24 protein-coding genes are annotated in these 23821 nt (G+C 65.0%); 16 read left to right on the top strand and 8 right to left on the bottom strand.

The window, feature by feature from the left end:
- Positions 1-2 precede the first annotated feature (2 nt).
- The 4 genes from AC5V87_RS32275 to AC5V87_RS32260 all read left to right on the top strand — a co-directional run bounded on the left by AC5V87_RS32275 (position 3) and on the right by AC5V87_RS32260 (position 3826).
- Entirely contained in the window at positions 3-1268 is a 1266-nt protein-coding gene (locus tag AC5V87_RS32275; protein ID WP_495368896.1) for an NAD(P)/FAD-dependent oxidoreductase, read from the top strand.
- 9 nt (positions 1269-1277) lie between these two features.
- Positions 1278-2021, top strand: coding sequence for an aspartate/glutamate racemase family protein (locus tag AC5V87_RS32270; protein ID WP_495368895.1), 744 nt, complete (start codon positions 1278-1280; stop codon positions 2019-2021).
- Positions 2022-2130: 109 nt separating this feature from the next.
- Entirely contained in the window at positions 2131-2835 is a 705-nt protein-coding gene (locus AC5V87_RS32265; protein WP_456843070.1) for a GntR family transcriptional regulator, read from the top strand.
- Between the two features lie 211 nt (positions 2836-3046).
- Positions 3047-3826: an SDR family NAD(P)-dependent oxidoreductase gene (locus tag AC5V87_RS32260; protein ID WP_456843071.1), complete on the top strand. Its 780-nt coding sequence runs from the start codon at positions 3047-3049 to the stop codon at positions 3824-3826.
- 157 nt (positions 3827-3983) lie between these two features.
- On the opposite strand, the gene AC5V87_RS32255 is transcribed toward AC5V87_RS32260, so the two are convergent.
- Genes AC5V87_RS32255 through AC5V87_RS32245 form a run of 3 tightly spaced genes read right to left on the bottom strand, consistent with a single transcriptional unit; the run spans position 3984 to position 7756 of the window.
- Positions 3984-4778, bottom strand: a complete 795-nt coding sequence (locus AC5V87_RS32255; RefSeq protein ID WP_495368894.1) for an IclR family transcriptional regulator — start codon at positions 4776-4778, stop codon at positions 3984-3986.
- Positions 4779-4799: 21 nt separating this feature from the next.
- Entirely contained in the window at positions 4800-6533 is a 1734-nt protein-coding gene (locus AC5V87_RS32250; RefSeq protein ID WP_495368893.1) for an FAD-dependent oxidoreductase, read from the bottom strand.
- A gap of 8 nt (positions 6534-6541) precedes the next feature.
- Positions 6542-7756, bottom strand: coding sequence for an ABC transporter substrate-binding protein (locus tag AC5V87_RS32245; protein WP_456843074.1), 1215 nt, complete (start codon positions 7754-7756; stop codon positions 6542-6544).
- Between the two features lie 476 nt (positions 7757-8232).
- Here AC5V87_RS32245 and AC5V87_RS32240 point away from each other — a divergent pair, with 476 nt between their 5' ends.
- Positions 8233-9534: an MFS transporter gene (locus tag AC5V87_RS32240; RefSeq protein ID WP_456843075.1), complete on the top strand. Its 1302-nt coding sequence runs from the start codon at positions 8233-8235 to the stop codon at positions 9532-9534.
- Between the two features lie 7 nt (positions 9535-9541).
- On the opposite strand, the gene AC5V87_RS32235 is transcribed toward AC5V87_RS32240, so the two are convergent.
- Positions 9542-11089 (bottom strand): glycosyl hydrolase family 79 N-terminal domain-containing protein, encoded by a 1548-nt coding sequence (locus AC5V87_RS32235; RefSeq protein WP_495368892.1) that lies wholly within the window; start codon positions 11087-11089, stop codon positions 9542-9544.
- 120 nt (positions 11090-11209) lie between these two features.
- On the opposite strand from AC5V87_RS32235, the gene AC5V87_RS32230 reads away from it, so the two are divergent.
- The 6 genes from AC5V87_RS32230 (at position 11210) to AC5V87_RS32205 (ending at position 14786) form a co-directional block, all read left to right on the top strand.
- The gene (locus AC5V87_RS32230; protein WP_495368891.1) at positions 11210-11374 is read left to right on the top strand and encodes a hypothetical protein; all 165 of its coding nucleotides are present in this window, start codon (positions 11210-11212) and stop codon (positions 11372-11374) included.
- A 52-nt stretch (positions 11375-11426) separates the two neighbouring features.
- Positions 11427-11888, top strand: a complete 462-nt coding sequence (locus tag AC5V87_RS32225) for an Hsp20 family protein (protein ID WP_456843077.1) — start codon at positions 11427-11429, stop codon at positions 11886-11888.
- A gap of 75 nt (positions 11889-11963) precedes the next feature.
- Positions 11964-12455 (top strand): Hsp20/alpha crystallin family protein, encoded by a 492-nt coding sequence (locus AC5V87_RS32220; RefSeq protein ID WP_456843078.1) that lies wholly within the window; start codon positions 11964-11966, stop codon positions 12453-12455.
- Positions 12456-12541: 86 nt separating this feature from the next.
- Entirely contained in the window at positions 12542-12877 is a 336-nt protein-coding gene (locus AC5V87_RS32215) for a hypothetical protein (protein ID WP_456843079.1), read from the top strand.
- Positions 12878-13033: 156 nt separating this feature from the next.
- Positions 13034-14149: a trypsin-like peptidase domain-containing protein gene (locus AC5V87_RS32210; RefSeq protein ID WP_495368890.1), complete on the top strand. Its 1116-nt coding sequence runs from the start codon at positions 13034-13036 to the stop codon at positions 14147-14149.
- 220 nt (positions 14150-14369) lie between these two features.
- Positions 14370-14786, top strand: a complete 417-nt coding sequence (locus AC5V87_RS32205) for a hypothetical protein (protein WP_456843081.1) — start codon at positions 14370-14372, stop codon at positions 14784-14786.
- A 10-nt stretch (positions 14787-14796) separates the two neighbouring features.
- Here the strand turns inward: AC5V87_RS32205 and AC5V87_RS32200 are convergent, their stop codons facing one another.
- The 4 genes from AC5V87_RS32200 to AC5V87_RS32185 are packed head-to-tail and all read right to left on the bottom strand — an operon-like array spanning position 14797 to position 18105.
- Positions 14797-15540, bottom strand: coding sequence for an IclR family transcriptional regulator (locus tag AC5V87_RS32200; protein ID WP_456843082.1), 744 nt, complete (start codon positions 15538-15540; stop codon positions 14797-14799).
- Between the two features lie 14 nt (positions 15541-15554).
- Positions 15555-16406, bottom strand: coding sequence for an HpcH/HpaI aldolase/citrate lyase family protein (locus tag AC5V87_RS32195; protein WP_456843083.1), 852 nt, complete (start codon positions 16404-16406; stop codon positions 15555-15557).
- Positions 16406-16858 carry a MaoC family dehydratase gene (locus AC5V87_RS32190; protein ID WP_495368889.1) on the bottom strand — a complete coding sequence of 151 codons (453 nt, stop codon included), beginning with the start codon at positions 16856-16858 and terminating at the stop codon, positions 16406-16408. Before AC5V87_RS32190 ends, AC5V87_RS32195 begins: the two co-directional genes overlap by 1 nt.
- Positions 16859-16902: 44 nt before the next feature.
- Positions 16903-18105 (bottom strand): CaiB/BaiF CoA transferase family protein, encoded by a 1203-nt coding sequence (locus AC5V87_RS32185; RefSeq protein WP_495368888.1) that lies wholly within the window; start codon positions 18103-18105, stop codon positions 16903-16905.
- Positions 18106-18335: 230 nt separating this feature from the next.
- On the opposite strand from AC5V87_RS32185, the gene AC5V87_RS32180 reads away from it, so the two are divergent.
- From AC5V87_RS32180 to AC5V87_RS32160, 5 genes are all read left to right on the top strand, one after another.
- Positions 18336-19361: a TRAP transporter substrate-binding protein gene (locus AC5V87_RS32180; protein WP_456843085.1), complete on the top strand. Its 1026-nt coding sequence runs from the start codon at positions 18336-18338 to the stop codon at positions 19359-19361.
- 26 nt (positions 19362-19387) lie between these two features.
- Positions 19388-19942 carry a TRAP transporter small permease gene (locus AC5V87_RS32175; RefSeq protein WP_495368887.1) on the top strand — a complete coding sequence of 185 codons (555 nt, stop codon included), beginning with the start codon at positions 19388-19390 and terminating at the stop codon, positions 19940-19942.
- A 12-nt stretch (positions 19943-19954) separates the two neighbouring features.
- The gene (locus tag AC5V87_RS32170; protein ID WP_456843087.1) at positions 19955-21244 is read left to right on the top strand and encodes a TRAP transporter large permease; all 1290 of its coding nucleotides are present in this window, start codon (positions 19955-19957) and stop codon (positions 21242-21244) included.
- 133 nt (positions 21245-21377) lie between these two features.
- Positions 21378-22544 carry an acyl-CoA dehydrogenase family protein gene (locus AC5V87_RS32165; protein ID WP_456843088.1) on the top strand — a complete coding sequence of 389 codons (1167 nt, stop codon included), beginning with the start codon at positions 21378-21380 and terminating at the stop codon, positions 22542-22544.
- 7 nt (positions 22545-22551) lie between these two features.
- Entirely contained in the window at positions 22552-23796 is a 1245-nt protein-coding gene (locus tag AC5V87_RS32160; protein ID WP_495368886.1) for an acetyl-CoA hydrolase/transferase family protein, read from the top strand.
- The last annotated feature ends 25 nt before the right edge of the window (positions 23797-23821 follow it).

Raw genomic sequence — 23821 nt, 5'->3', positions numbered from 1 at the left:
CGATGCCGGAGGGCCGCCACGTCGCGATCATCGGCGCCGGCGCGGTCGGCGTGATCAGCGCCATCGAGGCGCTGCGCGAGGGCCATCGCGTCACGCTGATCGATCCGGGCGAGCCTGGCGGCGAGCAGGCCGCGAGCTACGGCAACGCCGGCTGGCTCTCCTCGCATTCGGTGATCCCGCCGGCCGAGCCTGGCGTCTGGAAGAAGGTGCCGGGCTATCTGATGGATCCGCTCGGCCCGCTCGCGATCCGCTGGTCGTATCTGCCGAAGGCGCTGCCCTGGCTGATCAGGTATCTGCTGTCGGGCTGGACCGCGGCGCGCGTCGAGAAGACGGCCTTCGCATTGCGCGATCTGCTGAAGGACGCGCCGCTGCTGCACCGGAAACTCGCGGAAGAGGCGGGTGTCCCTGAGCTCATAGAGCGCAACGGCGTGATGCATGTCTTCCCCTCGCGCGGCAATTTCGACAACGATCTCGGCTGGCGCCTGCGCAAGAAGGTCGGCGTCGAATGGCTGGAGCTCAATGCCGACGAGATGCGTCAACGCGAGCCGGACCTGCATCCGCGCTACACCTTTGGTGTCGTAGTGGAAGAGGCGGGCCGCTGCCGCGATCCCGGCGCTTATGTCGCAGCCCTTGCCAATCATGCGATCGCCAGTGGCGCCAAGCACGTGCGGGCCAAGGCGACAGGGCTTAAGCTCAGCGGCAACAAGCTCGTCGCCGTCATCACCGAGACCGGCGAGATCGCTTGCGATGCGGCGGTGGTTGCGGCCGGCGCCCGCTCGAAGCAGCTCACCGCGTCGGTCGGCGATCCCCTGCCGCTCGAGACCGAGCGGGGCTATCACGTCATGATCGAGAACCCGGAATCGGGTCCGCGCAGCTCGATGATGGCGTCCGACGCCAAGATGGTGGTGAACTGGACCAACAAGGGCCTGCGCGCCGCCGGCACGGTCGAGATCGCGGGCCTCGAGGCCGCGCCGAACTGGAAGCGCGCCGAGATTTTGCGCGACAACCTCTTCAGCATGTTCCCGAAGCTGCCGAAGGACATTCCGCCCTCGCGTATCAAGACCTGGTTCGGTCATCGCCCGAGCATGCCCGACGGGCTGCCCTGCATCGGCTACGCGCGCGCCTCGCGCGACATCGTCTACGCCTTCGGCCATGGCCATGTCGGCCTGGTCGGCTCGGCCCGCACCGGCCGTCTCGTCGCTCAGCTCCTGAGCGGCAAGCCGCCGGAGATTCCGCTGGCGCCGTTTTCGCCCACTCGCTTCCTCTGAGGTCGCATCATGACCAGTCCAGCCAACGCATCTTCCCGCATCGCCCGTGGCGGCAAGGCGATCTACGGCGCGCCGCTCGGGATTCTGATGCTGGAAGCGCGCTTCCCGCGCATTCCCGGCGACATGGGCAACGGAACGACCTGGCCATTCCCCGTGCTCTATCGCGTGGTGAGCGGCGCCTCGCCGGAGAAGGTGGTGCTGAAGGGCGCCCCCGGCCTGTTGCCTGATTTCATCGATGCGGCGAAGGATTTGGTGCGGCTCGGCGCCGAGGCCATCACCACCAATTGCGGCTTTCTCTCGCTGTTCCAGAAGGAGATCGCGGCGGCCGTTGGCGTTCCCGTTGCGACCTCATCCCTGATGCAGGTGCCGTGGGTGCAGGCGACCTTGCCGCCGGGCAAGCGCGTCGGCCTCGTCACGGTGTCAGGCTCGACGCTCTCGCCGGCCCATCTCGAAGGCGCCGGCGTGCCGCTCGACACGCCGCTGGTCGGTACCGAGCACGGCAAGGAATTCTTCCGCGTCCTGATCAAGGCCGAGAAGGACGACATGGACGTCGCGCAGGCCGAGCGCGACGTGGTCGAGGCGGGCAAGGAGCTCGTCGCCAAGAACCCCGATGTCGGCGCCATCGTGCTCGAATGCACCAACATGCCGCCCTATGCGGCCGCGTTGCAGGCCGAGGTCGGGCTGCCGGTTTACGACATCTATTCTATGATCACCTGGTTTCATGCTGGACTGCGCCCGCGCGCCTTTGCCTGATTCTGGCTGTCGTAAAGGTCCGAACAGGCTTTGCTAAACGAGTCGTTTGCATTGCCACGGTCCGCACAGCCCCGGTATATTGGATCGTGTTCGAGCATGAATGCACTTGATGATGAGCAACGTGGAACTGGCTTCCGATAGTATCGTCGATCGCGTCTATGAGCAGCTCAAGGCGATGGCCGTGAGCTATGAGTTCAAGCCGGGCGAACGGCTCAACGAGGGTGAGCTCGCCAAGCGGCTCGGCGTCAGCCGCACGCCGCTGCGTGAAGCACTCAACCGTCTCAACACCGAAGGCTTTCTGCGCTTCACGCCCGGCAAGGGTTTCTTCTGCCGCGAGCTCGACGCACATGAGATCTTCGATCTGTACGAGCTGCGCAAGTCGATCGAGGTCGCCGCGGTCCGCCTCGCCGTCAAGCGCGCCAAGGACGAGGACATCGACGCGCTCCTGAAATTCCTCGAAGCCACCGGTCCCGATCCCGGCGAGCGTTCCTCGGTGGAGCTGGTCGAGCTGGACGAGACCTTCCACGAGCGGTTGATGGCGATGTCGAACAATGCCGAGATGCTGCGCGTGTTGCGCAACGTCAACGCCCGCATCCGTTTCGTGCGCTGGATCGACATGGACCGCGTCAACCGCTCGAACACGCAGGCCGAGCACCGCGCCGTGGTCGAGGGGTTGAAGGCGCGGGATGAGGAGGCTTGCGTCTCCGTGCTGGAGAAGCACATCGACCGTCGTCTCGACCGCATCACGGCCGCGATCAAGGAAGGCTACGCGCAGATCTATATGCCGGCGGCAGTGAGGTCTGCGGCAAATTGAGCTTGCGTCACCTCGCCTGTTTGAGGCGCCGTCGACGCATTTGAAACAGGTTGTCATGGCCGGGCAAGCCCGGCCATGCGCCGCGTTCGCTGCCCTCGCGCGATGCTGTCTTTATCAAGAACCGGTTCCGTGCTCATCTCCGCGCGGCGGCCTGACCCGGAGCTCTCGCTCCAGGCCGGCTTGCCGCGAGCAGCTATCCTGGAGTAAGACCATGAAACTATCCGGCAAGGTCGCCGCCATCACCGGCGCGGCGCGCGGCATCGGCAAGGCCTGCGCAAAGAGATTCCTCGACGACGGCGTCAAGGTCGTCATCTCGGACGTCGATGCCGATGGTCTGGCCGCGACGGCCGCCGAGCTCGGGCGGCCGGATGCGTTGCGCACCGTTGTCGGCAATGTCGCCAAGCGCGCCGATGTCGACCAGCTCGTTGCCACCGCTGTCAAAGAATTCGGCCGGCTCGACATCATGGTCAACAATGCCGGCGTCGCCCGCAACCGGGACATCCTCGAGATCTCCGAAGCGGAGTTCGACGAGATTATCGGCATCAACCTCAAAGGCGCGTTCTTCGGCGTGCAGGCCGCTGCAAAGCAGATGATCGCGCAGGGCGGCGGTGGCGTCATCATCAACATGTCCTCGGTGAACGCGCTGCTGGCGATCCCGTCGCTTGCGACCTATGCGATGTCCAAGGGCGGCATGAAGCAGCTCACCTCGGTCGCCGCCGTCGCGCTCGCCCCGCACAATATCCGCGTCGTTGCCGTCGGGCCGGGCACGATCCTGACCGACATGGTGGCGTCGTCGATCTACACGTCGGAGGATGCCCGCAAGACCGTGATGTCGCGTACGCCTGCGGGGCGCGGCGGCGAGCCGAGCGAGGTGGCTTCGGTGGTCGCGTTCCTTGCCAGCGACGATGCGTCGTATATCACGGGGCAGACCATCTATCCCGATGGCGGCCGGCTCATCCTGAACTACACGGTGCCGGTGAAGGATCAGTAGGGCATGCAGTTGCCCCATACTCGCTGTCATCGCCCGGCTTGACCGGGCGATCCAGTACGCCGAGACAGGAGTGATTGACTCGATCGGCCACGGCGTACTGGATGCTCCGCTTTCGCGGAGCATGACAGCGGTTGCTGCGCGGGCTCTGTGCCCCTGATCACTCCGCCGCAACCGTCATCCCATAACCCAGCCGCTTCGAGATCCCGCTCGCGCAATCGCGCAGCGCGTGCGCGATCGGGCTGTCCCAGCGCGCGTCGAATGTGCCTTCCGGGCCCATCGCGGTGATGACCAGCGCGACGTGGCCGGAATGGTCGAATACAGGCGCGGAGAAAGCATTGACGCCGGGCAGGGGATCGCCGAGCGCGCGGGCGAGCCCGTGCTTGCGGACCTCGGCCAACATCTCCGCGACCTTCGTGCCCTTCACCGCGCGTTTCGGATTGTAGCCGACGCCGTGGCGGTCGAGCCCGCTCTCGAGTGCGGCATTGATGGTCTGCTCCGGCAGGAAGGCGGCGAAGGCGCGCCCCGTCGCGGTCTCCAGCAGCGCCATCACCGAGCCTGCACGCATCACGATATGCACGGGCTGGCCGGGCTCTTCCAGCTGCACCACGGTCGGTCCGTGCGTGCCCCAGACCGCGAGCGAGACAGCGTGGCCGATCTGGCTTGCCAGGCTCGCGATCTTCGGCCGTGCGATGCGCACGCCGGACAGGCGCCGCAGGCTGATCAGGCCGAGCTCCAGCGCCAGCGCGCCGATCTCGTAGCGGCCGGTGGTCTCGTCCTGCTCGATCAATCCGATGCGGGAGAAGCTGGCGAGATAAGGATGCGCCTTGGCCGGCGTCATGCCGGCCTCGCGGGCGAGATCACGCAGCATCATCGGCTCGCCGCTCCTGGCGAGCGCGCGCAGCAATTCTCCGCCGACCTCGATCGACTGGATGCCGCGGCTTTCTCTCTTCATGCGCCTCCAATGCGCTCAGGTTTACGCCGCGTCGCGCTTGGCGGCGCTGTCGGCGAGATGACGGCCGGCAATGTAGCCGAAGGTCAGCGCCGGCCCAAGCGTGATGCCCGCGCCGGGATAATTGCCGCCCATGATGCTCGCCATGTCGTTGCCGACGGCATAGAGCCCGGGAATCACCCGGCCGTCGGGGTCGAGCGCCCGCGCGTTCTCGTCGGTGACGATGCCGGCATAAGTGCCGAGATCGCCGACCACCATTTTGATGGCGTAGAACGGGCCGTTCTCGATCGGGGCGACGCAGGGGTTGGGACCGTGCAGCGCATCGCCCTGATAACGGTTATAGGCTCTTGAACCTTTGCCGAAGGCGGCATCCTGTCCTTGCGGCGCCGTTGCATTGAATTGCCCGACTGTCTCGACGAAGGCCTTGGCGTCGATGCCTGCCTTCGCCGCCAGCGCCTCCAGCGTGTCGCCACGCAGGAGGTAGCCGGTATCAAGGTGACGGCCGAGCGGCATCGGAAATGGCGGCACGCAGCCGAGGCCGTACTTCCGCAGCGTGTGGTGATCGCAAACCAAATACGCCGCGATCTCCTCGCCGGGCCTCGCGGCCTTGGTCATGGCCTGGACGAAATCGTGATAGGAATTGCCCTCATTGGCAAAGCGCTTGCCGTCGCGCATCACCGCGATCACGCCGGGCTTGGCGCGGTCGATGAAATGCGGCATCACGCCTTTCGAGCCGTCCTTGCGCGTGGTCAGCGACACCGGCACCCAAGCCGCCGCGTTCGGCAGGCGGTCCTCGATATGCCCGCCGGCACTTTCCGCCAAGCGCAGGCCGTCGCCGGTATTGCCGGTGGGGCCGGGGGAAAAGTGCTCTTTGCCGGTCGGCGCGTGCGGGAACATCCTTTTGCGGCGCTCGACGTCATGCGGAAAGCCGCCGCAGGCGAGCACGACGCCCTGTCGCGCGCGAACGCGCACGTCGCGTCCCTCGCGCGACACGATCGCGCCGGTCACCGTGCCGTTCTCGACCGTCAGCTCGCGCACCGGCGAGGACAGCCACATCGGAATCTTCAGATCCTGCGCGGATTTCGCAAGACGGCCTGCGAGCGCATTGCCGTTGGTCAGCGTCATGCCGCGGCCGTAGCGCAGCACGTCCATGAGATGCCGCGACAGCCGCTTTGCGACGTACACCGCCGAGGTCAGCGACTTCGTCACGCGCATGAAGTGGATGATCTCCTTGCCGGAGCCAAGCATCATGCCGAACACGGTGAGCTCGGGCAGGGGCATCCCGAGTGTCTTGATCTGGTCGCCGAGCTCGCGGCCGTCGAACGGGCGCGTCACCATCGAGCGGCCGCCCTGCGCGCCGCCGGGCGCTTCGGCGTGATAGTCCGGAAACACCAGCGGCATGTCGAAGCGCAGCGCGGTCTTGGTGGTGAAGAAATCGACGGCTTCAGGGCCGGCGCTCAGGAAAGCATCGACGCGCGCGGCGTCAAAATTGTTGCCGGCTTCGTGCCGCAGATAAGTGCGGGCCTGCTCCGGCGTCTCCTCGATGCCATAGGCCTTCGCCAGCGAGGTGCCGGGAATCCAGAGCCAGCCGCCGGAGCGGGCGGTGGTGCCGCCGAAGCGCGCCTCCTTCTCGACGATCAGCACGTCGAGCCCGCGGTAGCGCGCGGTGATCGCGGCCGACATACCGGAACAACCCGATCCGGCCACGAGCACATCGCACTCGTATGTTTCGCTTGCGTTGCGCTCGTTGCCGGCCATATCGGACCTCACTTCTTCAGGAGCGGGCACTTGGACTCGGAGACCGGGCGGAAGGCGTCCTCGCCCTTCACGGTCTTGACGATCTCAAGATAGTCCCAGGGTTCCTTGGACTGCTCGGGCGTCTTCACCTTGGCGAGATACATGTCGCGGATGACGCGGCCGTCCTCGCGCAACTTGCCGCCGTGCACGAAGGTGTCCTCGATCGGCAGCTCGCGCATCTTGGCCATCACCTTGGCCGGATCGTCGCTGCCGGCCGCTTTGATGGCCTTGAGATAATGCAGCACCGAGCCATAGACGCCGGTCTGGATCATGGTCGGCATCACCTTGGTGCGCTCGTAGAACTTCTTGGACCAGGCACGGGTCGCTTCGTCCATGTTCCAGTAGGAGGCCGTGGTCATGTAGGTGCCCTGCGCGGCCTTCAGACCGATCGCGTGCACATCGGTGTCGAACATGAGCAAGCCCACGAGTTTCTGGCCGCCCTGGACCAGCCCAAACTCGCCGGACTGCTTGATGGCGTTGTCGGTGTCCTGGCCGGCATTGGCGAAGGCCACGACGTCGGACTTCGAGCTCTGCGCCTGCAGCGCGAAGGATGAGAAGTCCGCGGTGTTGGTCGGATGCTTGACGCCGCCGAGCACCTTGCCGCCCATCTCGTTGATGAAGCGCGTGGCGTCCCTCTCGAGCTGCTGACCGAATGCATAATCCGCCGTGATGAAGTACCAGGATTTTCCGCCTTCCTTGATCACGGCGGAGGCCGTCACCTTCGACAGCGCGTAGGTGTCGTAGGTGAAGTGCACGGTGTTCGGGCTGCACAGCTCGTCGGTCAGCGAGCTCGCGCCGGGGCCGGAGAGCAGGGCGATCTTGTTGCGCTCGCGCACCATGTTGTGCACGGCGATCGCAATGCCGGAATTGGGGATGTCGACGACGGCATCGACCTTGCCATTGTCGAACCAGCCGCGCACGATCTGCACGCCGACGTCGGTCTTCATCTGGTGGTCGGCGCTGATGATCTCGATCGGCTTGCCGAGCACGGTCGGCCCGAATTCCTCCACCGCCATCTTCGCGGCCTCGACGGAGCCCGGCCCTGAATTGTCGCGGCCCCAACTCGACAGATCCGTCAGCACGCCGATCCGCACCGCATCGTCGGAGACTTGCGCGATAGCGCCCGTGGTCATGGCGGCCGATGTCATGGCCGCGAGGATGGCGCAGGCCCAAAGCCCTCTCATCGTCGTTTCCTCTCTTTTATGGGCCGCTTGGCGCGCCCGGTCTTCCAGCGGCAAATTAGATAATGGCGAATGAGTTTGTCAATGGCGAATGATGGCCGGCGACGGAGGTTCCATGCTGCCGGCTGCGTCGCGGAAACACGTGCGCAGCCTGCTCAACACCCGTCATTGCGAGCGCAGCGAAGCAATCCAGAGTCTTTCACCGGAGAGATTCTGGATTGCTTCGTCGCAAGAGGTCCTCGCAATGACGGGTGGGGAGCAGCGGAGTCCAACACGTTCGTGTCCCGGACGCGCTGCAACGGCTCTTAGCGTTGCGGCGCAGAGCCGGGACCCATGCCGCCCGAATTGCCCAAGAAAGCATGGGCCCCGGCTCTGCAGCGCATCACGCAGCGTCCGGGCGAGAGCGATCAAATGCTCCCTCAGGTTGCAACCGTCCTCGCGATTGGCCATGATGTTTTCCGGAACGTGTGGGGCATGGCATGACGGCAGCAGCGGGGCTCTCTGCTTCGGCGGAGAAATCGACGACGGCGCATGTGGTGTGGGCGAGTGCGCTCGGCACTGCGATCGAGTGGTACGACTTCCTGATCTACGGCACGGCGGCCGCGCTGGTGCTCAACAAGCTGTTCTTCCCGAGCTTCGATCCCTTCGTCGGCACCCTCGCGGCATTCTCGACCTACGCGGTCGGCTTCGTGGCACGGCCGATCGGCGGCGCCATCATCGGGCATTACGGCGACCGGCTCGGGCGCAAGAAGATGCTGGTCGCGACCATGATTGCGATGGGGCTCGGCACCTTCCTGATCGGCTGCCTGCCGACCTACAGTCAGATCGGCATCTGGGCGCCGATCCTGCTCATCCTCCTGCGCTTCATCCAGGGCATCGGGCTCGGGGGCGAATGGAGCGGCGCGGTCGTGATGGTGATCGAGCATGCCGGCAACCGGCGCGGCTTCTACGGCAGCCTGGTGCAGATCGGTTTTCCCGTCGGCGTTGCCGCCTCCACCGGCATCTTCGGCCTGATGACGCAGCTGCCCGAGGCGGACTTCCAGAGCTGGGGCTGGCGCGTGCCGTTCTGGATCAGCATCTTGCTGGTCGGCATCGGTTTCATCGTGCGGCTCAAGCTCGCTGAGACGCCGCACTTCAAGGAGGTGGTGGAGCGCAAGGAGGTGCTGAAGCAGCCGGTGTGGGAAGTGCTCCGGCGGGACTGGCGCAGCTTTCTGCTGGCGATCGGTATCACGGTGTCGGAGGTCGGGCTCGCTTATCTGCTCACGGTCTTCACTGTTGTCTACGCGACCACAAAGCTCGGCCTGCCGCGGCAGGTGATCCTGAACGCCGTGGTCTATGCCGCGATCGTCGAGTTTGCGACGCTGCCGCTTGCCGGCTGGCTCTCCGACATTTTTGGCCGCAAGGCGCTGTATCTCGCCGGCGGCGTGTTCTCGGTGGCGCTGGCATTCCCGCTATTCTGGTTTCTCGACACAAAAGAGCCGGCGCTGATCACGCTCGCGCTGGTCGTGACGATGACGCTGACGCATGCGCTGCTGTTCGGGCCGAAAGCCGCGTTCATGCCGGAGCTGTTTCGTACCCAGGTGCGCTACAGCGGCGCCTCATTAGGTGCCAATGTCGCAGCCGCCATCAGCGGCGGCTTCTCGCCGCTGATCGCAACGGCGCTGCTGGCATGGGCCGGTTCCTACTGGGCGGTGTCGGTCTACATCATCGCGCTATCGATCATCACGATCTTCGCGACCTTGATGGCGCCGGAGACGGCGCGCGATGCGCTGAAATCCTGAGGATAGTTTAGCGGCAGGCGGCCACGTCCTGCATCACCAGAAAGGTGATGCTGGCGGGTGGCAGGCGGATACGTCCTGCGGGTGCAACTCGCGGCGCGAGGCGGGGCAGATCGTCGCGGCCAGTCAGGGCGAGCGTCGTGCCGTTCAGTTGCACGCTCGCGCTCTGGAGCCGGCGCGCCCGAAGCGTGTAGCGGCGGGCCTGCGCCGCCAGCGTCACGGCGTGCGATCCACGTTGCGACATGTTGATGAGGAGCACGGACGCCGCGCCGTTCGTCGTGGGATGACAATGCGCGTAGGCGTGAATCGCGCGCGTCGAGGCCATGCTCGCGTCGAGCACGGTGGTTCCCATCAGGCGATGCCAGAGCAGCGCGGCCCAGTAGTTCGGCCGTGGCCGAAACGTCGTCTCGTCGAGCAGGCCGTAGTCGCTCGCTGCGAGTGTGTTGTGCATCACCACCTGCACGCCGGCCCTGGCCAGGCGACCGAGCTGGTCGAGATAGCGAAAGCTGTCGAGAAAGGTCGCATCCCACGGATTGCCGCCGCAGGCGGCATCTGCGGTCTCCGTCAGCCAGATCGGCTTGCCCGGCTCGAATTCGTCGCGCAGGGCGCGATAGATGTCGAGCGCGGTGTCGGTCCGCGACAACCACTCATTGGATAGCGCCTGGGCCGGATCATCGTGCACGCCGCAGCGGAGCGAGAGCGTGTTGTAATGGTGATAGGAGACGCGATCGAGGCCCACGCCCGATGCGGCGAGCAGATCGCGTGTGCTGATGGCGGTTGCCGAGGATGAGGCGGGCTCGCCGACCGAGCCGGGCCCCGCGATCAATGTCTGCGGCGACGCGCGTTTCATCCATGTGCGAAAGATCCTGAAGTCGCGGCCATATGCATTCGCGTCATACCGGGCCGGCGCGCCATTGCTCGCCGCGAGCGTCGGCTCGTTCATGAATTCAGCGGCGGCGATGCGGCTGTCCAGAGCTCTCGTAAAATCGAGGAGGCGCCGTGCCTGGTCCGGCGACCAGACGCCGTCAGCGTCGCGGCTGCCGGGACTGATCGCGAAAGACGTCACGATCTCCGCATTGGCGGCACGCGCGAACTCAACGACGCCGCGCCATTGCGTGCGGCTGAGCACGGTATCGAAGCCGGCAGGCGGAGCGGCCGGCGCATTGTCGGTGTCGGCGAAAAAGGTCGCGTTGGCCCAGGTGCCGCTCACGCGCAAATAGGCGGGCCCAAGCGCCGCGGCCAGCTTGCGCAGGCGGGTGTTGGCGAGATCGATCGGCACTCGATGAGCATAGCGATCGCCGCGGCCGCCTCCTTGCGCATAGGGTTTCCAGAACCGTCCGCCGGTCACCTCCACCATCTCGATGTTGTAGGACTGGAAGCGCGCGTCGATCGTGCCGATCGCCTTCAATTCGGCCGCCGCGACGGTCTCGCCGCTGGCGGGCGCCATGCCCAAGGTTGCCGCCGCGATCAGCGCAATCGTCACCGCGCCTGTTGCTTCGCGACCGATCCGGTGCGGTCGGGATATTTGCCGGTCATGCACGGCTCGGTGTCTCTTCATGCCCGCCGCGGGTCCACATGTCTCTACCGACAATTCTACCTTAATTGACCTCACCGCCGTCGCCGGGAACTTCCGGAGCACCCGCGCCAAGGCGCCTGGATACTTCTGGGGGGAGCCGAGATGAACCTGACTGCCGATAACCAGCCCGGAGCCCCGAAAAAAATTGTGCTGGCCCCCTTGAAATCGATACCGGTTTTTCTAAGTCGTTTTTCGCCGCGAGAGCGGTGTGCCGGACGCCATATCGGGTCCGGCGCGGGCGCCGGACTGGTCGTCGGATCCGTCTGATACCCTGTCCTGCGCTCCTTCGTATCCATCTTGCTCTTTGGAGGACTTGGTTATGAGGACCAGTTTTGACTTCGCGCCTCTGTGGCGCTCCACCATCGGTTTCGATCACTTGGCCGACCTCGTCGACAGCACGTTGCGCCAGGCGACCGAGGACAACTATCCCCCCTACAACATCGAGCGGTCCGGCGAGGACCATTACAGGATCAGCCTCGCCGTGGCGGGTTTCGGCGCCAACGACATCACCGTCACGGCCGAACAGAACGCGCTCAGCATCGAGGGCAGGAAGCCCGAGACCGCGGCGCGCGAATATCTGTACCAGGGCATCGCCGCGCGTCCTTTCCGGCGCGTGTTCAACCTCGCCGACTATGTCCAAGTGAAGCAGGCGTCCTTCCAGGACGGGCTCCTGATAATCGACCTCGTCCGCGAGGTTCCGGAGGCGATGAAGCCGCGCCGGATCGCGATCACGAGCGGCGCTCCCGCGGCATCGCAGATCGAGCAGAAGAAAGCAGCCTAAGCGCTTGATCAGGCCAATGGCGGAACGCGGCGCGCGGATGCGCGCCCGCGCTCCCGATGCATGGAGGAGACAATCATGGGTTTTCGTGATCTCGTTCCCTGGTCCAGAAACCAGGAGATCGCGCCGACGCGCGACAGTTTCGATCCCTTCCTGACGCTTCATCGCGAGATGAACCGTCTGTTCGACGACGTCTTCCGCGGCTTCGGCGGGACCAGCCTCTCGCCGCTGATGGAGGGCCGTTTCGGGTGGCCGAAAGTCGAGCTCAGCGAGACCGACAAGACGCTGACCGTTTCGGCGGAGCTTCCCGGCCTGACGGAGAAGGACGTCCAGGTCGAGATCGCCAATGGCGTCCTGACCGTACGCGGCGAGAAGAAAGCGGAGCGCAACGGCGAAGGCAGGTACTTCACCGAGCGCTATTACGGCGCCTTCGAGCGGCAGATCCGGCTCGAGGGCGTTGAGGAAGACAAGGCCGAGGCGTCGTTCACGAACGGTGTCCTGACCGTGTCGCTGCCGAAATCCGAGAAGGCGCGCGAAGACGTCAAGCGCATCGCGATCAATACGCACTAGCGTCAAACCGGCGGCGGCGATCTTCGCCGCCGTCTCTTTGTCAACAACCCCGTCCCTTGGAAAGGAGCTTGAGGGAGGCAAGACCAATGTCCAACGTGAATACCAACGCCGGCACTCTCAATCCGCTGTTTCATCCTGCGGCCCATTACGACTCGCCTGCCGACGTGCTGGATGCGGCGGAGCTCTCCACGCCGGAGAAGCGCATCATCCTGTCGTCCTGGGCGTCCGACATGTACGCGGTCGAATCCTGTCCCGCCTTGCGCGAGATTCCCGGCATGAGCCACACGGTCAGGCTCGCCGATATCCTGACCGCCCTGCGCAAGCTCGACGGCGACAATGACAATGACGACCCGCCGCGTGGCGGCGGCGTGCCGATGCGGCTGCGGCGGCCCTGGGCCGCCGCAGAGGGGCAAGGCGCATGATGTTCACGCCCACCGTTCTGGGGCTCGTCCTGTTCGGCCAAGCTTCGGCCGCATGGACCGTGCCGCTTCTGGCCATGCAAGGCTGGATCGCCGCGTCACGCTGCCCTGAGTGAAGCCCCGCGTTCTCCGACATATCCATCCAAGACAAGGCGGCAGGTGAGAAAGGTGAAAGCTGTGCGTTTGTTCTTGCTGGCACTGCTGGTGCTGACGTCTACGGCGCCACAGCCTGCCGCCGGCCAAATTCCCGATTTGAAGACGGGCGGCTCGGTACCGACGTTGGCGCCGCTGGTGCGCCAGGTGACGCCGGCCGTGGTCAACATTTCCGTGCACGGCCGGGTGCGCGAGGACAATCCGCTGTATCGCGATCCGCTCTTCCGCGAATTCTTCGACGTCCCCAGGCAGATCGAAAAGGAGGTCAACGCGACCGGCTCGGGTGTCATTGTCGATGCCCAGCGCGGCTATGTGTTGACCAACAATCACGTGGTCGAAGGCACGTCCGCCGTTCAGATCACGACCAAGGACGGCCGGCAGTTCTCCGCCAAGGTGATCGGCCGTGATCCCCCCACAGATGTGGCGGTGCTTCAGGTCCAGAACCCGGCCGGGCTCAAGGCGCTTGCCTTCGGCGACAGCGACGCGCTCGAGGTCGGCGACTTCGTGCTCGCGATCGGTAATCCCTTCGGTCTCGGCCAGACCGTGACGTCAGGTCTCGTCAGTGCGCTGGGCCGCACCGGCCTCGGCAAGCAGGGGTATGAGGATTTCATTCAGACCGACGCCGCGATCAATCCCGGCAATTCCGGAGGGGCGCTGGTCAGCCTGCGCGGCGAACTCGTCGGCATCAACTCGGCGATCATCTCGCCCGGCGGCGGCAACGTCGGCATCGGCTTTGCCATTCCGGTCAACATGGCGCGCAAGGTGATGGAGCAGATCATCGCCAATGGCCGCGTGGAGCGCGGTCGCATCGGCATCTCGCTGAAAGAGCTCCACCCGTCGGTCAGCAAGGGGGTCACCGAAGGCGCCGTTGTCGCCGAGGTGGCCGCGGACTCCCCCGCGGAGAAGGCCGGCCTGCGGAAAGGTGATCTGATCATCCGAGCAGACGATCGCCCGATCCGCACCGCCGCACAGCTCCGCAACACCATTGGCCTCGCGCGCATTGGTGAGGAAGTAAAGCTGTCACTGCTGCGCAATGGCGCTCCGTTGACTGCGATCGTGAGGATTGCGCCCGCGCTGCAATCGAGCGGCGCTCTGGTAGACGGCAATCGCCTCGTCCGTTGAGGGCGCGGGACCACAAGGTCGTCATCGCGCGTCCTGCAACCGCTGCAATTGCAGGATGAGCGGCGGCCGGCTGCGCTGGCCTGCCTCCCCTGGAGCCGCTGGGCAGCGGAGGCCCTTGAATTGCCGGAGTTCCATCCGCGATTGCCCCGCATTGGGCCACGAACAAACCCGCTGCGGCCATATTTGCGTAAGAGTGATCTTCCGTGAGGGAGGCGCTCCGATGAACAAAGCTTTGATCACTGCCATCGTGCTGCTGGCTGGCGTGCCGGCGAGTGCCGCTGCGCAGGAGCGCGCAGGCTCCGCAGCGTTAGGCGCCGTGTCCGGTGCCGTCGTGCTCGGTCCTGTCGGTGCCGTTGCGGGCGCGGTGATCGGCTATACCGCCGGACCTTCGATCGCGAGGTCCTGGGGCGTCGGCGGTTCGCGATCAGCGCGACATCGGCAGCCGTCACGACGGGAGGCGACCCCGGTGGCGGCGACCACCGCTCCACCGCACACGTACCAGGCGATGGAGGCGAATGGTCAGATGAGAGCTGCGAGCAATCCGCCGGTTCAAGCCGCCCCGGCGGCGCCACCGGCTCAAGCAGCGCCTGTGGCGCCCGCGGAGACCACGCCGCCGCCCGTTCAGGGATTCGATTAAGGCCGGCGGCTTAGGCCGCGGTGGTCTTCGGCCGCAACCGGTCGACCGTCCGCGCGATCAGCGCGGCCACTTCCGGCACCTTTGGCCCAATCCGAAACTCCGGCCCCGCAACGACCACCGAAAGCCTGCGATCGCCGATCGGCAACGGGATCGCCGCGCCGGCGAGATCGCGGCTGTAATCCGCAAAACTCTGGCAGTAACCGCGCGCGATCGAGTTGCGCAGCTCGGTCTCGACCGCTTCGATGCTGATCGGGGTCGAGGGGCCGTATTGCTTGAACTCGATCTTGCGATAGACCGAGTCACGCTCCTCCTGCGAATATTGCAGCAGCAGCGCGCGGCCGCTCGCGGTGGCGTGGATCGGCACGCGATGGCCGATGGTCGCGAAATAGCGGATCGCAGCTTTTGATTCGACGACGTCGATGAACACCGCCATCACGCCGGCCGGCGCCACGATCGAGGCAGTCTCCCCGGTCTCCGCCGAGAGATCGGCGATCAGCTGATGCGTCCACGGCGGCAGCGGCTCGACCTCCGAGATCATCCGCGCCATCGCCAGCCACCGCGGCGTCGGATAGAAGCCGGCGCGCGGCCGCGGTTCGTAAAGATAGCCCTTCTCCGACAGCGTCGCGAGCAGGTTGAACGTCGACGAGCGCGGCCAGCCGAAATGGTCGGCGATCTCGGCAAGCGTCGCCGGCTTCCTCCCTTGTGCGAAGAATTCCATGATCTCCAGGACGTTTGCGGCTTGGCGAACGATCATGCGAGGTTTGCGTCCTAGGGTTGGCCGAGGATCTTCTTCGCTGCGCGAAGATGCGGCTTGTCGATCATTTGGCCGTCGAGCCGCAGCGTTCCGGAATCGGGATTGTTCGCGAAGGCGGCGATCACCTTCTCCGCCCAGGCGCGCTCGGCCTCGGTCGGTTCGAACGCCGCGTTGACGATTTCGACATGCTTGGGATGGATCAGCGCCTTCGCCGAAAAGCCGTCGCGCCGCGCGGCGCGCGTTTCCTGCTCGAGGCCGGCGAGATTGTCGATGTCGGTATAGACGGTGTCGATTGGTGCCACCTCGGCCGCGGCTGCTGCCATCAGGCACAGATCGCGCGCGAGGCGATAAGGGCTGTGGAACACGCCATCGCTCGCCTTCTCGGTCGCGCCGAGCGATGCCGAAAGATCCTCCGCGCCCCACATCAGGCCGGCGAGGCGAGGGGAGCAGTTCTTGTAACTGCCGAGGCCGAAGATCGCGCTTGCGGTTTCCGTCGCAACGCAGACGATGCGCGTCGCGCCGACCGTGATGCCGGATGCCGCTTCCAAGGCTTCGAGCCAAGTGGCGACCTGCCGCACGTCGTCGCCGCCTTGCGATTTCGGCAGCACGATGCCGTCGGGCCTGCCCGGCATCACCGCAGCAAGGTCTGTGAGCGTCATGCCGGTGTCGAGCGCGTTGATGCGGACATAAAGCTGGTGCGGGCCGGGACGGCTCTTCAGCATCGCCCGCGTGAGGGTGCGCGCCTCCGGCTTCTTCTCGGTGACGACGGAATCCTCGAGATCGATGATCAGCGCGTCGGCCTTGCCTTCGCTAGCCTTCTCGAATTTGCGCGGGGAATCGCCCGGCACGAACAGCATCGAACGCATCAGACCGGCCTCTTGTGCATCAACGCCATGCGGCGGCATTTGGCGACGATCTCGTCGTTCTGGTTCAGAGCGTGATGCTCGAATTCGACGATACCGGCTTTGGGCCGCGATTTGGATTCCCGCACCGAGAGTACCTTTGTCGTCGCCCGCAACGTGTCGCCATGGAAGACCGGTTTCGGAAAGGTCACGTCGGTCATGCCGAGATTGGCGACGGTGGTGCCCAAGGTCGTATCATAGACCGTCATGCCGATCATGATGCCGAGGGTGTAAAGGCTGTTGAAAATGCGCTGGCCGAACTCGGTCTTTTCCGAGAAATGCGCGTCGATGTGCAGCGGCTGCGGGTTGAGCGTCAGCAGGCTGAACATGGTGTTGTCCATCTCCGTGACCGTCCGGGTCAGCGGATGCCTGAATTCCTGGCCCACGGAAAAGTCCTCGAAATAAAGTCCGGCCATCGCGGTTTCCTCCCTGTGTCTTGCGATTTGGCCCACGCCTGCGCTTAAGGCGGCGCGGCGAGGTGAACTGCTCTTTGCTCTGCGAGGCTGTCGATCTCCTCGGCCGAGAAGCCCGCCTCGCGCAAAATGTCGCGCCCGTGCTGGCCGAGTGTCGGCGCGGGACCGGCCGGCTCCGGCTGGGTCACGCTCCAGGTGGAGGGCACCCGCATCTGGCGGATGCGCCCTTCCACGGGGTGATCGATCGTCCTGAAGAAACCGGTCGCCTTCAGATGCGGATCGTCCAGAACAGTCTCCAGCGTATGCATCGGCATCACGGGAATGTCGGCGCGCTCCAGCAACTCGCGCCATTCCGCCGTGGTGCGCGTCAGGAAGATGTGGCCGATCTCCTCGTAGATCTCGTCGATGTGCTCGGCGCGTGCGGCGTGGTTGGCAAAGCGCGGCTGGTCGAGGAAATGCGGCGCTCCGATTGCCTCGAAGAAGCTGCGCCAATGCTTGTCGTTGTAGATGAGCACGCAGAGATAGCCGTCGCTGGTCTTGTAGGGGCGGCGATAGCGTGAGAGCAGGCGGGCGTAGCCGCCATGATCGAGCGGGGGATCGTAGGTGAGGCCGCCGAGGTGATCGACCAGCACGAACTCGGTCATCGACTCGAACATCGGCACGTCGATGCGCTGGCCTTGGCCGGTGCGCTGCTGATGCATGAGCCCGCCCATGATCGCATTCACCATCATCAGCCCGACGATGCGATCGGCGATGGTGACGGGAACGTAGCGCGGCGTGCCGTCGCCGGCCGCAGCCAACAGTGTTGGAATAGTGGCGGCGCCCTGGATCAGGTCGTCATAGGCAGGCTTGGCGGCATAGGGACCCGACTGGCCATAGCCGAATGCGCCGACATAGATGAGCGACGGATTGATCGCGGCCAGCGTCTCGTAATCGAGCCCGAGCCGCGCCATCGCCTGCGGGCGCACATTGTACACGAGCGCATTGGCGCGCTTGGCCAGCCGCAGCAGCGTGTCGCGGCCTTCCGCCTTCTTGAGGTCGAGCACGATGCTGCGCTTGCCGCGATTGGCGTTGTGGAACATCCCGCCCATTCCAGGCACGCGGCCAGGACCGATCTGGCGAACGATGTCGCCCTCGGGGCTTTCGACCTTGATGACGTCGGCACCCATGTCCGCCAGCACCTGGGTCCCGTACGGGCCCATCAGCACCGAGGTCAGGTCGAGAATGGTGAAGCCGGCGAGCGGTCCCATGGGTCCCCGTTGGATGAATTCACATACGTGGAGTTAGAGTTCAGAAAAGCGCGGTGTCAATTCGGCGGGCATTCCCAGCGAATGCATAGCGCCATGTTGAATTCATATGCTTGACAGACAAATTCACATATATGTACGTTTTCCTCAAGCAAGAAACGGACGAGGGAGCCGAACGGTGCAGCAGCGGGCTGCTGCCGCCTTCGGCGTGGGGACGCGTCAAGGAGAACCAAATGAGGAAGAACCTGGTCTGGGCTGTCGCCGCGCTCGCGCTTTCGCTGCCGGTCTCGACATTTCAGGCGCGGGCGCTCGAGCTGAAGGTCGCCGATAGCTTCCCCGCCGGCCACTATCTCGTCCGCCTGCTGCTCAAGCCCTGGATGGACGACGTCACGAAACGCACCAACGGCGCGGTGACCTTCACCTATTATCCGAACCAGCAGATCGGCAAGGCGGCCGACATGCTGCGTCTGACACAGTCGGGCGTGGTCGACATCGGCTACATCGGGCCGTCGTATGTTTCCGACAAGATGCCGCTGTCGGAAGTCGCGCAATTGCCGGGCGCGTTCGCGACCAGCTGTCAGGGCACGCTCGCCTATTGGAAGACCGCGCGCGACGGCATCTTGGCCAAGCAGGAATACGCCCCGAACAAGATCAAGCTGCTGATGGCCGTTGTGCTGCCGCCCTATCAGGTGTGGACCGTCAAATCGAAGGTCGAAACCACCAGGGACATCCAGGGCCTCAAGCTGCGCACCACCGGTGGCGCGCAGGACCTGACGCTGCGTGCGCTCAACGCCGTGCCGGTGCGCATGGCCGCGCCCGATGCCTATGAGTCGCTGTCGCGCGGCACCATGGATGGCCTCTTGTTCCCGCTCGACAGCGTCGTGTCCTACGGCCTCGACAAGCTGGTCAAGCACGCCACCGAAGGCGTCAGCTTCGGCAGCTTCATCGTCGCTTACTCGATCAACCAGTCGGTCTGGGACAAGCTGCCCGACGACGTCAAGAAGGCGATGAACGAGGCCTCGGAGGCGATCACGCCAAAAGCCTGCGCCGACGTCGACAAGGAAGGCGAAGTCACCAAGAAGCACATGCAGGACGAAGGCGTCAGCTTCGATCCGCTGCCGGAGGCGACCCGTGCCGAGATCAAGGACAAGCTCAAGGACGTCGGCAAGCAGTGGGCCGGCGGGCTCGACAGCCGCGGCAAGCAGGCCTCTGCGGCGCTGAAGGAGTTCGACGACTTGCTCGCCGCCGGCAGCAAGTAATCCCACAACGAAGAGGGAGGCGCGAAGTGATCGAACGGGCAGGGCAAGTGCTCGGCGCGCTGGAGCGCGCGCTGACGGTGATCGCGGTGGTGTTCCTGTTCGTGATCATGCTGCTGGTCGTGACCGACGTGTTCATGCGTTACGTGCTGAACAGCCCGTTCGCCTTCACCTACGATCTGATCGGGCTCTATCTGCTCGCCGGCGTGTTCTTCTTCACGCTGTCGGATGCCTTGCGTGAGCATGCCCATGTCGGCGTCGACATCCTGCTGTCGCGCTTCTCGCCGTCGGGACGGCGGCTGTCCGAGATCGTCACCGCGCTCGCCGGCCTGTTCGTGTTCGTCCTGATCTGCAAGGTCGGTTTCGAGCGCGCGCTGGAGAATTACGAGCAGCACGACGTGCTCTCGGGCGCGATCCCCTGGCCGACCTGGATCTCGGCGGCGCTGGTGCCGTTCGGCTGCGGCGTGCTGGTGCTGCGGCTGGCGCTCCAGCTCGTCGGCAACGTGCTGAGCCTCGTCAGCGGCCGCGACCTCTATCCGCTGCCGCCGGTGACCGGCGTCGGCGAAGCACGCAGTTTCGAGTAACGGCAGGCCTCCATGACACCTTTCATCGTTCTCGCCCTGCTGTTTGGCCTGCTCGCGCTCGGCACGCCCGTCGGCTTTGCCATGGCCTTTTCCGGCTCGGTCGGCCTCGTCATGGTCGGCGGCTGGTCCACGCTGTTCGGCATCTTGCAAACCGCGCCGCTCTCGACCGTCTCGTCCTATGAGCTGATCACCATCCCGATGTTCCTCCTGATGGCGGATCTGGTGCTGCTGTCGGGCGTGGCGGACGATCTGTTCAAGACCGCCTCGGCCTGGGTCGGCCGCATTCCCGGCGGCCTCGGCATGGCGACCGCGCTCGCCGGCGCCGGTTTCGGCGCGATCTGCGGCACCTCGACAGCCTCCGCCGCGACGCTGTCCTCGACCAGCCTGCCTGCAATGATCCGCCAGGGCTATGAGCCCAAGATGGCCGCGGGCGTGGTCGCGATCTCAGGCACGCTGTCGATGCTGCTGCCGACCAGCGTCGCGCTCGTCATTTTCGGCCTGCTGGCCGAAGTGAATATCGGCAAGCTGCTGATCAGCGGCATCATCCCGGCGATCCTCGTCACCATCACAATCATGGCGACGATCTATTTCCTGGTCTGGCAGGATCCTTCGCGCGCACCGGCCGCGAAGTCGGTGCCCTGGCGCGAGAAATTCGCACTGCTGTGGCAGGTTTCGCCCATGGTGGTGCTGTTCTCGATCGTGACGGGCACGATCTATCTCGGCGTCGCGACGCCGACGGAAGCGTCGGCCTTCGGCGCGTTCGGCGCCTTCCTGCTCGCGATCGCCAAGGGCAAGATCACGCCGACCTCGCTCTACAAGACGCTGCTGCGCGCATGTCACGGCACCTGCATGATCATCATGATCCTCGTCGGCGCCTCGATCTTCGGCTATTTCTTCACGCTCACCCATGTGACGCAGGATCTCGTCGCATGGATCGGCAGCTTGCCGACCTCGCGGTGGGTGATCATCACGCTGATCCTGTGCGGCTACATCGTGCTCGGCTCGTTCATGGACCAGATCGCGATCCTGGTGCTGACCGTGCCGATCGTGCTGCCGCTGATCAAGACGCTCGGCTTCGACCCGATCTGGTTCGGCGTCATCAAGATCGTCACCGCCGAGGTCGGCATGATCACGCCGCCGGTCGGGCTGAACTGCTTCATCGTCGCCCGCTACGCCAAGCGGCCGGTGGCGGAGGTGTTCCACGGCACCTTTCCGCACTTCGTCGCGCACCTGATCGCGATTGCGATTCTGGTGGCGTTTCCGTCCATCATCCTGTGGCTGCCCTCGCAGATGGGGCGCTGAAGCGCGACGAGATCAGGATGAATCATCATCGCGCTTTAGCTTGTTGTTTGCGCATGATCCGGAAAACCGCTGCGCACTTTTCCGGATCATGCTTTAGGATCGGAGCCCGGCTCCCCAGAAGGAGATCAAGAACATGGATTTCGCGCTCACCGATCAGCAGGAAGCTATTCGCGATGCCATCGCGAAAATCTGCGAAGGCTTTCCCGATGCCTATTGGCTGAAGAAGGACCACGACGGCGGCTTCCCGCACGATTTCCACAAGGCGCTGGCCGATGCCGGCTGGCTCGGCATTTGCGTGCCGGAGGAATATGGCGGCTCCGGGCTCGGCATCACCGAGGCGGCGATCATGATGCGCACGATCGCGGAATCCGGCGCCGGCATGTCGGGCGCCTCCGCGGTGCATATCAACGTGTTCGGCCTCAATCCCGTCGTCGTGTTCGGCACCGAGGAGCAGCGCAAGCGCATGCTGCCGCCGATGGTCGAGGGCCGCGAGAAGGCGTGCTTCGCCGTCACGGAGCCCAACACCGGCCTCAACACCACCCAGCTCAAGACCCGCGCTGTCGCCAAGAACGACCGCTACATCGTCAACGGCCAGAAGGTGTGGATCTCGACCGCGCAGGTCGCGCACAAGATCCTGCTGCTGGCGCGCACCACGCCGCTGGAGGAGGTGCGCTCGCCAACCCATGGCCTCAGCCTGTTCTACACCGATTTCGACCGAAACAGGATCAAGGTCCACGAGATCGAGAAGATGGGCCGCAAGATCGTCGATTCCAACGAGCTGTTCTTCGAAGACTTTGAAATTCCGATGGAGGACCGCATCGGCGAGGAGGGCAAGGGTTTCCAGTACATCCTCGAAGGCATGAACCCCGAGCGGATCCTGATCGCGGCGGAAGCCGTCGGGCTCGGCAAGCTCGCGCTCTCGCGCGCGACCGAATATGCCAAGACGCGCATCGTGTTCAGCCGTCCGATCGGCAAGAACCAAGGCATCCAGCATCCGCTCGCGGTGAACTGGGTCGAGCTCGAGGCGGCCTGGCTGATGGTGATGTCGGCAGCGTGGCAATACGACAAGGGCATGCCCTGCGGCGCCGCGGCCAATGCCGCGAAATATCTGGCGGGCGAAGCGGGCTTCTCGGCCTGCGAGCAGGCGGTGATGACTCATGGCGGTTTTGGCTATGCCAAGGAATTCCACGTCGAGCGCTATTTGCGTGAAGTGCTGATCCCACGCATCGCGCCCGTCAGCCCGCAGCTCGCGCTCAGCTTCATTGCGGAAAAGGTGCTGGGGCTGGCGAAGTCGTATTGAGGCTACGATGCCCGAGAAGGCGTCGCCGATCGACTTTATCGGCCTGATCCGCGAAGGCGATCTCGTGGTATGCGGACAGGCGACGGCGGAGCCGACCACTCTAACAGAGGCGCTGGTTGCGCAGGCCGGGCATCTGCCCGCCTTCCGCGTGATGGTCGGACCGATCTTCTCGGAGACGTTCTCCGCGGCTTGCGCGCCGAACATCTCGTTCCGGAGCTATGGCGTGATCGGCAATGCGCGGCGGCTCGCGAAGGCTGGGCGCCTCGACGTGATTCCGAGCAACTACAGCGCCTTCTGTGCTGACTTCGCCGCGCGCCGCCATCAAGCCGATGTCGTTCTGGTGCAACTTGCGGAGTCCGGGGGACGGCTCAGCGCCAGCCTCTCCAACGATTACGTCATCGATGCCGCGCGCGGCGCGCGCCTCGTCATCGCCGAGATCAATCCGGATGCACCCTTCACGTTCGGCGCGGACTGGCCGGAGGACGTGCCGATCCATGTGCGTGTGCCTGCTCGCCGTCCGCCGGTGGAATTGGCCTCACCGCCTCCGGATGACCTCTCGCGGCGCATCGCCACCCATGCCGCGAGCTTGATCGCCGACGGCAGCACGCTCCAGTTCGGCGTCGGCCGGATTCCGGATGCGATCCTGTCCTCGCTAACCCATGCGCGCCATCTCGGCATCCATTCCGGGCTGATCAACGACGCCGTTGTCGACCTCGTCGAGTGCGGCGCGGTGACGAATGCGGAGAAGGGGATCGATGCCGGGACCACGGTCACCAACCAGGTGATCGGCACGCAGCGACTCTATCGCTTCGTTCACGAAAACAAGTTGGTTTCGGTGCGGCCGACGTCCTACACGCACGGCCAGATCGTGCTGGCGCGGGTCAACAGGCTGGTCGCGATCAATTCGGCACTTCAAGTCGGGCTGGATGGCGCCGTGAATTCCGAGACGCTCAACGGCGTTGCGATCGGGGCGATCGGCGGCCAGCTCGATTTCGTGCGCGGAGCCAATGCGTCTCCCGGCGGCAGAGCCATCATCGCGCTGCCGGCGAGGGCGTCCGACGGCACCAGCCGTATCGTCGCCCATGTCGAGACGGTAACGACACCCCGTGCCGATGTCGACGCCATCGTCACCGAATGGGGCATCGCGGAGTTGCGCGGCTGCGACCTTGCCGAGCGTGCGCGCCGCCTGATCGCAATCGCGGCGCCCGGGCACCGGGACGCGTTGTCGGCACTGCTTCGCGCCGCGCGCTAGGCGCCTCACTTGAGTCTGGCGAGCG

The organism is Bradyrhizobium sp. SOJA106 (assembly GCF_059448745.1).
This window is presented reverse-complemented; position numbering and strand designations above follow the sequence as displayed.

What these genes read in the sequence shown, in the direction of transcription:
- AC5V87_RS32215 (WP_456843079.1), top strand. Translation starts at nt 12,542, where the DNA reads ATGTCCAACGTGAATACCAACGCCGGCACTCTCAATCCGCTGTTTCAT.
- AC5V87_RS32250 (WP_495368893.1), bottom strand. Translation starts at nt 6,533, where the DNA reads ATGGCCGGCAACGAGCGCAACGCAAGCGAAACATACGAGTGCGATGTG.
- AC5V87_RS32195 (WP_456843083.1), bottom strand. Translation starts at nt 16,406, where the DNA reads ATGCGTTCGATGCTGTTCGTGCCGGGCGATTCCCCGCGCAAATTCGAG.
- AC5V87_RS32190 (WP_495368889.1), bottom strand. Translation starts at nt 16,858, where the DNA reads ATGGCCGGACTTTATTTCGAGGACTTTTCCGTGGGCCAGGAATTCAGG.
- AC5V87_RS32230 (WP_495368891.1), top strand. Translation starts at nt 11,210, where the DNA reads ATGAACCTGACTGCCGATAACCAGCCCGGAGCCCCGAAAAAAATTGTG.
- AC5V87_RS32170 (WP_456843087.1), top strand. Translation starts at nt 19,955, where the DNA reads ATGACACCTTTCATCGTTCTCGCCCTGCTGTTTGGCCTGCTCGCGCTC.
- AC5V87_RS32265 (WP_456843070.1), top strand. Translation starts at nt 2,131, where the DNA reads ATGATGAGCAACGTGGAACTGGCTTCCGATAGTATCGTCGATCGCGTC.
- AC5V87_RS32225 (WP_456843077.1), top strand. Translation starts at nt 11,427, where the DNA reads ATGAGGACCAGTTTTGACTTCGCGCCTCTGTGGCGCTCCACCATCGGT.
- AC5V87_RS32200 (WP_456843082.1), bottom strand. Translation starts at nt 15,540, where the DNA reads ATGATCGTTCGCCAAGCCGCAAACGTCCTGGAGATCATGGAATTCTTC.
- AC5V87_RS32165 (WP_456843088.1), top strand. Translation starts at nt 21,378, where the DNA reads ATGGATTTCGCGCTCACCGATCAGCAGGAAGCTATTCGCGATGCCATC.
- AC5V87_RS32260 (WP_456843071.1), top strand. Translation starts at nt 3,047, where the DNA reads ATGAAACTATCCGGCAAGGTCGCCGCCATCACCGGCGCGGCGCGCGGC.
- AC5V87_RS32240 (WP_456843075.1), top strand. Translation starts at nt 8,233, where the DNA reads ATGACGGCAGCAGCGGGGCTCTCTGCTTCGGCGGAGAAATCGACGACG.
- AC5V87_RS32275 (WP_495368896.1), top strand. Translation starts at nt 3, where the DNA reads ATGCCGGAGGGCCGCCACGTCGCGATCATCGGCGCCGGCGCGGTCGGC.
- AC5V87_RS32270 (WP_495368895.1), top strand. Translation starts at nt 1,278, where the DNA reads ATGACCAGTCCAGCCAACGCATCTTCCCGCATCGCCCGTGGCGGCAAG.
- AC5V87_RS32245 (WP_456843074.1), bottom strand. Translation starts at nt 7,756, where the DNA reads ATGAGAGGGCTTTGGGCCTGCGCCATCCTCGCGGCCATGACATCGGCC.
- AC5V87_RS32235 (WP_495368892.1), bottom strand. Translation starts at nt 11,089, where the DNA reads ATGAAGAGACACCGAGCCGTGCATGACCGGCAAATATCCCGACCGCAC.
- AC5V87_RS32185 (WP_495368888.1), bottom strand. Translation starts at nt 18,105, where the DNA reads ATGGGACCGCTCGCCGGCTTCACCATTCTCGACCTGACCTCGGTGCTG.
- AC5V87_RS32205 (WP_456843081.1), top strand. Translation starts at nt 14,370, where the DNA reads ATGAACAAAGCTTTGATCACTGCCATCGTGCTGCTGGCTGGCGTGCCG.
- AC5V87_RS32220 (WP_456843078.1), top strand. Translation starts at nt 11,964, where the DNA reads ATGGGTTTTCGTGATCTCGTTCCCTGGTCCAGAAACCAGGAGATCGCG.
- AC5V87_RS32160 (WP_495368886.1), top strand. Translation starts at nt 22,552, where the DNA reads ATGCCCGAGAAGGCGTCGCCGATCGACTTTATCGGCCTGATCCGCGAA.
- AC5V87_RS32255 (WP_495368894.1), bottom strand. Translation starts at nt 4,778, where the DNA reads ATGAAGAGAGAAAGCCGCGGCATCCAGTCGATCGAGGTCGGCGGAGAA.
- AC5V87_RS32180 (WP_456843085.1), top strand. Translation starts at nt 18,336, where the DNA reads ATGAGGAAGAACCTGGTCTGGGCTGTCGCCGCGCTCGCGCTTTCGCTG.